Here is a 12,465-nt window from a genome sequence, read left to right as displayed (position 1 = left end):
ATGTATTCGGCAACGTTCATTTTTGATAAAAAGCAATTCGATGATGCGTTTTATGAATTGGATAAAAGCATCGCTGAGGTCGCCAAAAATACCCAGGGTTATATTGGGGAAGAAGCCTGGGAAAATCCTGAAACCGGGCGCGTCTCCAATGTGTATTATTGGGAAACAATGGACGGCTTGCATGAACTGATGCAGCACCCGAAACATCTGGAAGCCAAGGCTGCACAGGCCAATTGGTTAAATGGTTATCAAGTTGTGATCGCGCAGGTATTGCGCGCTTATGGCGATGGTACATTTGCGCATCCGACCGATTCATTAAAGCACCAGCCTGCGTGACTCCCCTATGAGCAACATCACCGTTGCACAATGTTTACAGCGCGCCTATGAACTTGAATTCCTCAGCGATTCGGCGCGCTTGGATATTGAATTAATCCTCTGTCATATCCTGCAAAAAAATCGCACTTATCTTTTTACTTGGCCGGACAAAACCTTATCGCCCGAGCAGGAAGAAAGGTTTTTGCAGTTTTTCAAACGCCGTAAATCCGGTGAGCCTGTCGCGCATATTATTGGTCAGCGTGAATTTTGGTCGCTGCCACTCGCCGTGAATAATTCCACCTTGATTCCGCGCCCGGACACCGAGTTGTTAGTAGAAACGGTGTTGGATTTATTTGCGCAGGATGCGCCGCAGCAAGCTCGTCGCGGTTTGGATTTAGGCACAGGCACTGGTGCAATTGTATTAGCCATCGCCAGCGAAAAACCGCACTGGAAATTACTAGGGGTGGATTTTTCGGCGGATGCCGTTGCACTCGCGGAATACAATCGTGCGGCTTTGGGTTTTACCCATGTTGCCATCGCGCAGAGTGATTGGTTTGAAAACGTTGGCGCACAAGCATTTGATGTGATTGTCAGCAACCCGCCGTATATTCATCCGCAAGATCCGCATTTAGCGCAGGGTGATGTGCGTTTTGAACCGCGCTCGGCATTAATTGCCGCTAACCATGGCTTGGCGGATATCGAACTGATTATTCAGCAGGCTTGGGATTATCTAAATTTGCAGGGGTGGTTGTTGCTGGAACATGGTTACGATCAAGCGCATGCGGTGCGCGAATTATTTCGCCAGCGTGGTTTTGTGCAGGTGGAAACCCGACGCGATTTGGGTGGCAATGAACGCATCACCTTGGGCAGAAAAGGTCAGGAGTAAAAACATGAATGACGAACAACTGCTGCGCTACTCACGCCAGATAATGCTGCCCGATGTCGATTTGGATGGGCAAGACAAATTATTAGCCGCGCGAGTATTAATTATTGGTCTGGGTGGTTTGGGTTCGCCGGTCGCGATGTATTTAGCGGCGGCCGGTGTTGGCCACTTAACACTGGTGGATTTTGATGCGGTGGATTTAACTAATCTGCAACGTCAAATTGTGCATACTACGGCGCGTATCGGTATGAACAAAGCGGCCTCCGCGGCGCAGAGTTTGCGCGAATTAAACCCCGGCGTAAAAATTGATACCATCGAAAAGTTACTCGCTACCGATGAGCTTCTTGCTCAGGTTAAATTGGCAACGGTGGTGGTGGACTGCACCGATAATTTCCAAACCCGCTTTGCGATTAACGCCGCCTGTGTTGCTGCAAAAGTACCGTTGGTATCGGGCGCCGCAATTCGGTTGGAAGGGCAGGTCGCGGTGTTTGATGCACGCGCTGAAACCAGCCCCTGTTATCGCTGTTTATATGAAGAAGATAGCGATGATCTAACTTGTGCAGCCAACGGCGTGCTCGCCCCGCTGGTAGGGATTATCGGTTCGATGCAGGCATTGGAAACCATCAAATTAATTTGTGGCTTTGGCTCCAGTCTTGCCGGGCGTTTGCTGCTGCTGGATGCGCGTCACAGTCAGTGGCGCGAATTGAAGTTGCCTAAAGATCACAATTGCCCTGTCTGCGGCCAACCTGCGTCTTCATAAAGGGTGGGTCTGCGTAAAGGACTTGTTTTTTAACATCGCGTCTCTATATTGGCGCCAACAAAATTTCTCTTAAATTAAAGGTGTAAGAATGAGCGAAGTCCCGTCTGTATACAAAACCGGTTTGTTCTCCTCAATCATTTTTGGTTCACGCTGGTTGCAATTACCTTTGTATCTAGGGCTGATTATCGCCCAGTGCGCCTATGTATTTTTGTTCATGGTTGAACTGCTGCATCTGGTGACGGGGGTGGCATCGCTAGGCGAACAACAAATTATGTTGATCGTATTGGGCTTGATCGATGTGGTGATGATTTCGAACCTGCTTGTGATGGTAATTGTCGGCGGTTATGAAACTTTCGTGTCCCGTTTGCGTTTAGATGGCCACCCGGATCAACCAGAGTGGTTGAGCCACGTTAATGCTACAGTACTCAAAGTAAAATTGGCTATGGCGATTATCGGTATATCGTCCATCCACTTGTTAAAAACATTCATTGAAGCCGGCAATATTGGTATGCCCGGTGCAAAATTCACCGAGGCTGGTGTCATGTGGCAAACCATTATCCACATGACGTTTATCTTCTCTGCGATTGGTATTGCTTACACAGATTTGCTGATGCAGAAAGTGAGTTCTGCCAATAAAAATGGACACTAATTAACAATAACCCTGGCCAGCTAAACCTGCCCAGGGTTACTTGCATAAGTTGCCGCTTTTCCTCTCAAATGTTGCCCCTCTATGATTGCCAAATCCACTCGGGATAAACCCCCAAAAAAGTCTATTCCCTGGGTGCGTTGCATTTTATTGGCGGCACTACCTGTTGCAGGTGTTACCGACCTGTATCTTCACCATAAAACTTTGGTGCCGCTGTTAGTGATAGTATCTGCCAGTCTGCTCGCTTATTACTTTTACTGGACCGACAAACGCCGCGCGCAGCGCAATGAATGGCGTGTTCCCGAAGCGAGTTTACATTTGTGCGCATTGGTGGGTGGTTGGCCTGGTGCGTTTGTGGCACAGCAACAATTTCGCCACAAAACCAAAAAAATATCCTTTTTGTCGGTATTTTGGTTGATAGTGCTGTCTCACCAGGTGTTATGGTTTGATTGGTTGTTTATGGACGGCAAGTGGCTGGTATCATTGTTTAGTTAAATGCTGTCAGCGTTTCGCGATAAATTCACGCAATAGGAGTTGGTTATGAACGTTGAAGTCGGTGGGTTATTAGGTCTTATTTTGTTGATTTGTGTTGTTTACGCCATTGTAAAAACAACACAAAGCAGTGCAAGCACGGGAAATAAAGTGATCTGGATTGTGGTGTTATTGTTGTTGCCACTGCTCGGGTTTATTTTGTGGTTTTTGTTTGGTCCAAAATAATCTGAAGAATAGGATGGGCATTGCCTTAGCTCTGCCCATCCTGCGTTGGCCCTTAGTTAAAAAAGCCTTCTTTTAATTCTGCATATTGCTCTGGTTTTAAACGCGGGCCAAATTGTGACACCACTTTGGCGGCCGCAACATTTGCAAACTCTGCTGCGGTTTTAAAATCTTTGCCTTGGTTGATGGCATACAAAAATGCCCCCGCAAACATATCGCCCGCACCGTTGGTATCTACTGGTGTCGCGGCAGCGCCGGCAACCTGAATCAATTCATTGCCATCAAAAACCAGCGCACCGTCTGCACCGCAGGTAATCGCAAATTGTTTGCAATATTTTTTCAGCCCAATACAAGCTTCTTCAAGCGAGTGTGTTTTGGTAAAGCCGATGGCTTCGTCGCGGTTGCAGAAAATTAAATCCACACCCTCGCCAATCATTTCCACCAAACCGTCGTAAAAAAATTGCACCATTGCCGGGTCAGACAAACTCAATGCCGTTTTGGTGTGGTTGGCTTCGGCCTGTTTGCGCAATTCAATCGCCGCCGCGCGACCAGTGGTGGAACTCACCAAATAGCCTTCAATGTAAACGTAGTGGGATTTTGCAACTGCACCCACATCCAGTTCATTCACCGAGAGTGTTTCGCTAATACCGAGAAAGGTATTCATGGTGCGCTCGGCATCGGGGGTAATCATCACCAAGCATTTGCCAGTAATACCGGCGGGCGGTGTGATGTGTGCCGGGGTTGCCACACCGGCGGCCTGAATATCGTCCAGATAGAACGCGCCGTTTTCATCGTTGGCGACTTTGCACGAATAAAAATTATTACAGCCAAAATAACTGGCGGCGATGATGGTATTGGCCGCCGAGCCACCGCTGGCGCGATGTGATGCAACCAGGTGATCGCTCAAATAATCCATAAGTGTGTTTTGGCGCGCTTCATCTACCAGCGTCATCACTCCTTTGGCAACGGCCATGCGTGTGAGGTCAGCATCGGTGAGGGTAATTTCGGTATCGACCAGTGCCGCGCCTATGCCGTAGATGTGATAGTGCTTGTTCATACGCAGTTAACCTTTTGCGGGAGAATATTGCGGGAGAAAGTAGCCCTGAGTGCCACAGTGGGCCGCATTATGCAAAATTCGCCTTGGTCGATAAAGCACAACCGCTCGCTGTGCAGCACTTTGCATTATTGCTCCTCGCAATCACTGGGTGTGGCGGGTAAACTTGCGCCCACTCTTTGCTGCTACTGCAAACACCATTCTGCCTTTATCACCATTAAGATTTCTCCATGACCAAACGTCGCACTAATAACCGTCGCACTAAATCCACCCCTCGCGCACCACGCACTGGCTGGGCGCTGGTACGCATCTGGATTCTTTACGCCACGCTGCTGTTGGTAGCGTTGTTGGGCATTTGGACGCTGTATTTGGATTCGGTGGTGCGCGCAAAATTTGAAGGTAAAAAATGGTCGCTGCCGGCGCGTGTTTATGCGCGGCCGCTGGAGTTGTACGTTGGCCAGTCACTGACCCCCGCACTGTTTGAACAGGAGCTGCGCGCGCTGGGTTATCGCTTTGAAGGCAGTATTAATGCGCCGGGGCAGGTGGTGAAAAAAGTCAGCGCGACTAGCAGCGAAGTGACTTATCACATTCACAGTCGCGGTTTTGATTTCTGGGATAAAAAAGAGCCGGCGCATAAATTTATGTTGCGCGTCGCCAATGGCAGTGTGCAGGGTTTGATTGATTTGGCGGGCGCGGATTTGCCGCTGGTACGGTTGGAGCCGGAAGAAATTGGCGGTTTTTATCCCGCCGATAAAGAGGATCGCTTGTTGGTGCGTCTGGCAGATTTGCCGCCGCTGCTCGGCGAAACCTTGTTGGCCGTGGAGGACAAACATTTTCTCGACCACCACGGTGTATCACCCTTGGCGATTTTGCGCGCGGCCTGGGTAAATGCATCGAGCGGTGGTGTAGTGCAGGGCGGCAGTACCATCACCCAGCAATTGGTGAAAAACTTCTACCTCACCAATGAGCAGAGTTTGCTGCGGCGTAAAATTCCCGAAGCGATTATGGCGGTCTTGCTGGAAGTGCATTACAGCAAATCCGAAATTCTGGAGACCTACATCAACGAAGTGTTTTTAGGTCAGAGCGGCGCGCGTTCGATTAACGGTTTTGCCCTGGGGGCGCAGCATTATTTCCGCCAACCGTTGCGTGAGTTGGAGGTTCATGAACTCGCACTCTTAGTGGGCTTGGTGAAAGGTGCCTCCTATTACAACCCCTGGCGCAACCCCGAGCGCGCCAAAGCGCGGCGCAATGTGGTGCTGGGTGTAATGAAAGAGGAGGGGCTGATTGACGAGCAGCAACTCAAGCGCGCGCAGGCAGCACCATTAGGCATAGTCGCCGAAGGGGAATCGCGCAGCACCACCTATCCGGCGTTTATGGAGCTGGTGAAACGTCAATTGAATGAGGATTACAACGAGGCGGATTTGCGCAGCGAGGGTTTGCGTATTTTTACCAGCTTATCGCCGATGGTGCAGCGTCAAGCCGAGCGCGCTATGACGACCCGTCTGCCTGACTTGGAAAAACGCTTCAACACCAAGGGCGTACAGGCCAGCATGGTGGTGACCTCGGTGGGTGGCGGCGAGATTCTGGCGCTCCTGGGGGATCGCGATCCGCGCTTTACCGGGTTTAACCGCGCGCTGGACGCCAAACGCCAAATCGGTTCCCTGATGAAACCCTTTGTGTTTCTCGCGGCGCTGGAGCAACCGCACAAATACAATTTGGCCACGACAGTCAGTGATGCACCGGTGAGTTACAAATCCGGTGGCAAGTGGTGGGCGCCACAAAATGCCGACAAAAAAGATCACGGCGATATCCCCTTTTATAAAGCGCTGGCATTTTCCTACAACCAGGCAACCGCCCGTTTGGGCATGACGCTGGGGCTGGATACGGTTGCGGATGTGGTAAAGCGCGCAGGTTATGAAGGTAAGGTGCCCGCGCTGCCCGCAATGTTGCTGGGCTCGATTGAAATGTCGCCGCTGGAAGTGGCAGGTATTTACCACACCCTGGCGGCTGATGGCGTCTATACCCCGCTCAATGCAATTCGCGAAGTATTGGCGGCCGACGGCAAGCCATTAAAACGTTACCCATTGGAATTGGAGCAGCGTTTTGCTGCCGAGACCAGTTTCCAATTGCAATACGCTATGCAGCGCACCATGCGCGAGGGCACCGGGCGCAGCGCCTACAACCAGTTGCCTGCTAGCCTTGAAGTGGCAGGTAAAACCGGTACTACCAACGATCAGCGCGACAGCTGGTTTGCCGGTTACAGTGGCGAGCATCTGGCGGTAGTCTGGCTGGGGCGCGATGATAATAGTGCAACCCCGCTCAGTGGTGCGGGCGGCGCCCTGCAAGTGTGGGCTGAGTTTATGAAGCAGCTGCCCAGCCAGAGCCTGCCGCAAGAACCACCACCCGGCGTCAGTTTCGATTGGTTGGATGGCGCCACCGGCAAGCTCAGTGCGGAAGGTTGTATTGGTGCCCTGTGGTTGCCGCTGCGGGATGACGCCCGCCCGCAACAATCGGCGGATTGCTTGCTACCTAACAGCAATAATCCGGTGAAAAACTTCTGGCAGCGGCTGGTCAACTAAGCCGCTGTTATTCAATTATTTAACAATGAGTTGAATAGACAGATCAATAAAGAGCAGCCTAAAGGGTTCCCCCCAAACCGCGCTCCAAAAATAAATCACTCAGGTGAATCCGACGCTCGCTAGACTGTGTCTTAGTTGGTGAGTTGGGGGCAATAATCACCATCCTGCCCGGATTTTTCCTGAGAGGTTTTCCCATGACATTACTTCCACGCTTCTCCCGTCACCTATTGGGTGCACTTGGTCTGGCGCTTGTCGGCTGTTTGCCGTTGGCGCACGCCATTTCAGCCCAGGCTGCGGAATTGGAAGGCACCCCGGTGCCGATTGAATCGGCCGACACTGGTGCCGCAGATGCAATTGCACCTGCCTCAAGCGCCGGTGCGCCAGATGCACAACCTGCCCCCATCGCCGCACCTGCGCCGATTGCATCTCCTGCTCACGAACCTCCAGATCACCATCGTCACGGCGATTGGGAGCGCGAATTTGAAATGGGCCTCAAACATGCCTTTGGTGAAGGTCATGATGACGAAGCCAATTACAAAGGCGCGTTTGAGCTGGCAATGTTGATCCCGATTCTGGCGGTGATTTTTATTTTCGGCGGGCCGATTTTCCTGGTCGCCTTATTGATTGTGCAGCGTTATCGCGCCAGAGCGGTGCGTCAGCAGAGCATCAATTCCAATATCGACAAGTTGCTCGCCGCCGGGCGCGATATTCCGGTGGAGTTGCTGCGCGGCGACGAACCTAAGGGTGCCGACGACAATAGCAATCGCAGCAAGGGCATCCGCAATATTTGCCTCGGTGCTGGCTGGGCGATTTTCCTGACTATCCTCGCCGGTATTGATATAGGCGCAATTGGTTTTATCTGGATTGCGCTGGGCATATCCCAAGTGCTGATTTGGTACCTCAACCAGCCCAAAGCCGGGCAGCCGCTTGCACCACAGGTTGAGCAGCAGGACTAAGCGGCAATGTCCCTTTCCGATCAGGAATTAATTGCGCGGGTGGTAAGCCGCCGGGACCAGCATGCCTTTGCGCAGCTGGTCCTGCGCTACCAGTCGGCACTGCGTATTTGGGCGCGGCGCTTGTGTAACGGCGATACCCACCTCGCCGATGACCTGGCGCAAGAGACCTTTATGAAGGCCTATGCCGCGCTGGGTGCGTTCCGCGCCGAAGCCAAGTTTTCTACTTGGCTATATCGCATCGCCTTTAATATCGCGGCCAACCGTTGGCGCGCCAAAAAAATTGAATGGTGTGAACTCGACGAGAATGAAGAGATCGAAACAGAACAGTGCAGTGTTAAACAGTTTCATGCCCAAAGAGACGTGGAGGCGGCGATGCAAAGCTTGAGCGCCGGGCAGCAGCTTGCAATCAGGCTCTGTTACGAAGACGGCTTTTCCCATGAGGAAGCGGCGAGTATCATGGGGATTCCACTCGGTACGGTAAAAACCCACATAGCGCGCGGCAAAACCAAACTGCAAACCCTGCTGGCATCCTGGCAGGATGCGCTGCCGCACTAACCAGCCACGTGAGGTTGATGATGAATGACAATGACATGATGAATAGCAATAGGCTGCAGCCGGATCGCTTTGATGATTTTCTGCGCCAGCAACTGCACGCCGATTATATCGATGACAATGGTTTTACAGCGCAGTTAATGGCAACACTGCCCGCGCAGAAAACGCTTAATCCCTGGTTGGAAAAAGCCATTATCGCGTTGCCTGTTGCCTTGATTGCGTTCCTGGTGCTCCGCCATCTCCCCTGGCGCGACTTGGTTCAACCGGTATATGCCTGGTTTTTATTGTTGGATATGACCAGCCTTATCACGCTTGCGCTGGCGATGTTTATCGCGTTGGTGGTCGCACCGGTTGCCTGGTTGTTTAATAGCGACGCGTAAATTTAACGACTATTTATATATCTGATTTTAAAAATGCCTAATCGCCATTAGCGATTAGGCATTTTTTTTAAGGTATTAAAAGTGCTAAAAAAATAATTAGTTAATGTCCTTCTTCGATAATTAGCTGCGTTTTTTGCGCATTGCCTGCGCTGCTGCTATACCCAAAAGCAATTAAACACATTTTTTGATGATTAACCTTGGGGTTAGTGATCTTCCATTCTTATTCATCGCTATAACTCGCGTGATCTCTTTTTGAGGTAGCACTGATGCTTCGCTTGACCATTGCCAAAAAGCTGATGCTATTAGTCAGTATCGCACTGCTTGGATTTGTTGTTAGTCAGGTGTATTCCATGTGGGTTGAGCGCGCCAATAGCAGCCGTTTGGCCGACGTAGAGCAGCGTATTTATCCCACACTTGAATTAACCACGATTAATCTCGGTTCGCTCTTGCTGATGGAACAACAAATTAATAGTTCAGTGACCACAGGTGATGCGCAAGTGTTGGAGGAAGCTGCTGTGCACTATGACGAGATTCGGAAAAATCTCGCGCAATTATCCAGTCTTAGCAGCGACCTCTCTGCACAAGTCAGGGGCATAGATACGCAACTGGAAGCCTGGTACACCACCGCGACACGTATCGCACAGAGTTTTATTAATAGCACCGTCAATTTCGAACAAGTTGGCGCGGAGGCGGCGGCCAATGCCGAGCGCTTGCAAAACCTGCGCGCTTCATTGGCCACCATGAAAAGTGAAACCGCCAAACGCTTTAATGAATCCATTAGTGAGACAGTTTCCGCGTCACAAAATGCCGCGCATATCGCACTACTCATTGCAATTTGCGCGGTGATTGCGTTGGTAATTATCAGTTTATTTATCAGCCGTTCAATCACGTCCAGCATCAATGAAGTGACCGTGTCATTAAAAGAAATGTCATCAGGCGAGGGCGATTTAACCAAGCGTATCCATTACGCCGGGCACGATGAAATTTTATATTTGGTGAAATATTTCAACGCATTTGTAGAAAAACTACACGGTGCATTTGGCAATGTCAGTAACGATGTGGGTGCGCTTGCGCAAGTCGCTTCGCGCCTCACCAATTCCAGCAGTCAAAATTTAGTGCGCATTAATGATCAGGCTGGCGCGATTGCGGCGATGCGCTCCTCGATTGACGATCTCTTACAAACCGTAAATGAAATTGCTGAATTTGCGGGCAATGCCTCGGTGCAAGCGCAGGACGCCAGTTCTGCAGCAGCGCGCGGCAAAGAAACCTTGGCGACCAACGTGGCCACGATTAGCACGCTGGCGGAAGAGGTGCGCAGTGCAGCGAATGTGGTGAATCGTTTTGAGGAATTTTCGGCCGACGTAGGGAAATTATTAAACACGATTCAAAACGTTGCCGACCAAACCAATTTGTTAGCACTCAACGCGGCGATTGAAGCGGCGCGCGCTGGTGAGCACGGGCGCGGGTTTGCGGTAGTGGCCGATGAAGTGCGCGGGCTGGCGGTGCGCACGCGCCAGGCGACGGAAGAAATTCATAAAGTGATTGGGGAATTGCGCGCGGTATCGGCGAGTGCGGTAACCGCTATGCAAGGCAGTGTGGTGCGCGCTAATCGCGGTGTGGAAGCGACTACTGCCTCGGGCGAAGTATTAAATTCCATTTTGAATAATGTCGACATTATTAGCAGTATCAACGAAAGAATTGCCGCAGCAACCCAGGAACAGACGATTACGTTTGCGCAGGTTTCTGAGCATGTGAATGGTATTTATCACAACACGCAACTGGTCACTACCAGCACTAATGAGTTGGATGAGGTGAGCCGCGATATCGATCATATCAGTCATGAACTGCACAAGGTTGCCAGTCAATTTCGTGTTTAGCCAATTATGGTTTCAAGGAATAAAGGCACAGGAAGTGCTTAACATCAGGAGTGGACAATCAATGAGAAAACACAGCTCGATTCGTAAAAAAAATGCACTGGGGCTCGCGATATTATTCGCAGCGGTAGTGCCTTGCAGTCAGGCGGCGGAACTTAATTTTTCCGGCTTTTTATCCGTGGGCGGCGGTATGGTCGATGACGACTTTGACTCTGGCGGCAATTACGGTGGCTACGAGGAAGACCTCACCTTTGATCGCAGCTTGCTGGGGTTGCAAGTTACGGGGCAAGTCAATGAAAAAGTGTCAGCCACAGCGCAATTAATCGCGCGCAAAAATGACAGCTACGAAGTGAATGCGGAGTGGGCCTATTTAACCTGGCAGGCAACCGACAGTATTAAACTCCGCGCCGGCCGTTTGCGCACCCCGTTTTATATTTACTCCGATTTTCTTGACGTGGGTTACAGCTATGGGTGGATAACACCGCCGCAAGAAGTGTATTACTTACCGTTCAATAATGTGGATGGCATCGACCTCTATGCCACCCAAACACTGGGAATTTTTGATACCAGCGTACAAGTGTATTTTGGCAGTTTTGATGACGAATTTAATTTTGATGGCGTAACCAGCGATGCCCAAACCCGCAATCAAATGGGGATCGCGGCAACGCTGGGTAAAGATTGGTGGAATTTGCGCGCGGCGTACCACGAAGCGGATTTAAGTGTGGATGTGACCGGTGCGGCACTGATGCCTGGTTTAACCTTGGGGCAGTTTATCGGCAGCATTCCTGCGTCCTTCAGTTTTGTCGGCCCGCGCATATTAGTGGAGGAGGAAAAGGCCACCTTTGCGCAAATTGGTTTCACTATCGACACCGGGCGTTTTGTGGCAGCTGCAGAGCATGTGGAGTTTGAGCCGGAAAATTCCATGCTCGCCAAAAATATTCGCGAGTATGTGATGGTGGGAGTGCGCACGGGCGACTGGTTATTCCATGTAACGGCCGCACAATCCAAAGACGAAGCGGTGAATTTAGTGGAGGGAATTCCTGTTGCACAACAAACGGCACAATTGATTGGCACACTCAATGCGATTGCCGCTGCGCAAGCGGATGAGCGCGATGTAATTTCATTGGGAACTCGTTGGGATGTCGCCTCGGGTGTTGCACTTAAATTACAGATTGACGATGTAGACGATAAGGTGCGTGGCGACCAAAAAGTCTATTCCGTTGCTGTGCAAACCGTATTCTAGGGGGCGATCAACATGAAAAAATGGTTAGGTTCTCTTATCGCGGTTGCGGCCTTGTCACTGCCTGCACTTTGTGTGGCGGAAGTCGCGGTTATAGTGCATCCCTCGGCGGGTATTGAAAGCCTCACCGAGGATGATATTGCACGCTTGTTCCTCGGCAAAAGCAAAAGTTTTCCCGGTGGTGCGCAAGCCGTGCCCATTAACCAGAACGAAGGTTCAGCGGTGCGGGAAAAATTCAATGAGACGGTCTGTAAAAAAAATGCCAGCCAATACAAAGCCTATTGGTCGCAGTTGGTATTTACAGGCAAGGGCACTCCGCCCAAAGACGGTGGTGATGATGCCGGCGTAAAAGCCTTGGTAGCCGCCAATACCAACATGATTGGCTATGTGGATGCCAGCGTGGTGGATGCCTCAGTAAAAGTGGTGTTCAAAGTGCCCTAAACGCCTCAATGCAACTATTCCCGCTACAGAGCCCGCAACCTGCGGGCTTTTTTTATCCACTAATTTCGTCA

The 12,465-nt window shown here is 50.9% G+C and carries 14 protein-coding genes; 13 read left to right on the top strand and 1 reads right to left on the bottom strand.

Annotation, left to right across the window (positions count from 1 at the left end; translation table 11 throughout):
- From NNX04_RS10640 to NNX04_RS10615, 6 genes are all read left to right on the top strand, one after another.
- Positions 1-336, top strand: coding sequence for an antibiotic biosynthesis monooxygenase family protein (locus tag NNX04_RS10640; RefSeq protein WP_261945748.1), 336 nt, complete (start codon positions 1-3; stop codon positions 334-336).
- Between the two features lie 7 nt (positions 337-343).
- Positions 344-1,201 carry a peptide chain release factor N(5)-glutamine methyltransferase gene (gene prmC, locus NNX04_RS10635; RefSeq protein WP_261945747.1) on the top strand — a complete coding sequence of 286 codons (858 nt, stop codon included), beginning with the start codon at positions 344-346 and terminating at the stop codon, positions 1,199-1,201.
- Between the two features lie 4 nt (positions 1,202-1,205).
- Positions 1,206-1,958 carry a HesA/MoeB/ThiF family protein gene (locus tag NNX04_RS10630; RefSeq protein ID WP_261945746.1) on the top strand — a complete coding sequence of 251 codons (753 nt, stop codon included), beginning with the start codon at positions 1,206-1,208 and terminating at the stop codon, positions 1,956-1,958.
- A gap of 88 nt (positions 1,959-2,046) precedes the next feature.
- Positions 2,047-2,607 (top strand): TIGR00645 family protein, encoded by a 561-nt coding sequence (locus tag NNX04_RS10625; RefSeq protein WP_261945745.1) that lies wholly within the window; start codon positions 2,047-2,049, stop codon positions 2,605-2,607.
- Between the two features lie 81 nt (positions 2,608-2,688).
- A complete protein-coding gene (locus NNX04_RS10620; RefSeq protein WP_261945744.1) occupies positions 2,689-3,099 on the top strand; it encodes a DUF1294 domain-containing protein in 411 nt (136 codons plus the stop codon).
- 45 nt (positions 3,100-3,144) lie between these two features.
- On the top strand, positions 3,145-3,321 hold the full coding sequence (locus tag NNX04_RS10615; protein ID WP_151054251.1) for a PLDc N-terminal domain-containing protein: 177 nt from the start codon (positions 3,145-3,147) through the stop codon (positions 3,319-3,321).
- A gap of 52 nt (positions 3,322-3,373) precedes the next feature.
- Here the strand turns inward: NNX04_RS10615 and NNX04_RS10610 are convergent, their stop codons facing one another.
- Complete coding sequence (locus tag NNX04_RS10610) at positions 3,374-4,375, bottom strand: adenosine kinase (protein WP_261945743.1); 1,002 nt, start codon at positions 4,373-4,375, stop codon at positions 3,374-3,376.
- Between the two features lie 227 nt (positions 4,376-4,602).
- On the opposite strand from NNX04_RS10610, the gene mrcB reads away from it, so the two are divergent.
- From mrcB to NNX04_RS10575, 7 genes are all read left to right on the top strand, one after another.
- Positions 4,603-6,951 (top strand): penicillin-binding protein 1B, encoded by a 2,349-nt coding sequence (gene mrcB, locus NNX04_RS10605; RefSeq protein WP_261945742.1) that lies wholly within the window; start codon positions 4,603-4,605, stop codon positions 6,949-6,951.
- 194 nt (positions 6,952-7,145) lie between these two features.
- Positions 7,146-7,907 carry a DUF6249 domain-containing protein gene (locus NNX04_RS10600; protein ID WP_040393207.1) on the top strand — a complete coding sequence of 254 codons (762 nt, stop codon included), beginning with the start codon at positions 7,146-7,148 and terminating at the stop codon, positions 7,905-7,907.
- Positions 7,908-7,913: 6 nt separating this feature from the next.
- The gene (locus tag NNX04_RS10595; RefSeq protein ID WP_261945741.1) at positions 7,914-8,462 is read left to right on the top strand and encodes an RNA polymerase sigma factor; all 549 of its coding nucleotides are present in this window, start codon (positions 7,914-7,916) and stop codon (positions 8,460-8,462) included.
- Positions 8,463-8,479: 17 nt separating this feature from the next.
- Positions 8,480-8,839 (top strand): hypothetical protein, encoded by a 360-nt coding sequence (locus tag NNX04_RS10590; protein WP_261945740.1) that lies wholly within the window; start codon positions 8,480-8,482, stop codon positions 8,837-8,839.
- 266 nt (positions 8,840-9,105) lie between these two features.
- Complete coding sequence (locus NNX04_RS10585; protein WP_261945739.1) at positions 9,106-10,716, top strand: methyl-accepting chemotaxis protein; 1,611 nt, start codon at positions 9,106-9,108, stop codon at positions 10,714-10,716.
- 61 nt (positions 10,717-10,777) lie between these two features.
- Complete coding sequence (locus NNX04_RS10580; RefSeq protein ID WP_261945738.1) at positions 10,778-11,956, top strand: DNA topoisomerase IV; 1,179 nt, start codon at positions 10,778-10,780, stop codon at positions 11,954-11,956.
- A gap of 12 nt (positions 11,957-11,968) precedes the next feature.
- A complete protein-coding gene (locus NNX04_RS10575; protein WP_151054238.1) occupies positions 11,969-12,394 on the top strand; it encodes a phosphate ABC transporter substrate-binding protein in 426 nt (141 codons plus the stop codon).
- Positions 12,395-12,465: the final 71 nt, after the last annotated feature.

It is taken from the genome of Cellvibrio sp. QJXJ, assembly GCF_024452345.1.
Taxonomy (GTDB): domain Bacteria; phylum Pseudomonadota; class Gammaproteobacteria; order Pseudomonadales; family Cellvibrionaceae; genus Cellvibrio.
Note: the sequence above shows the minus strand (reverse complement) of the source record. Positions and strands in the feature narration are given on the sequence as shown.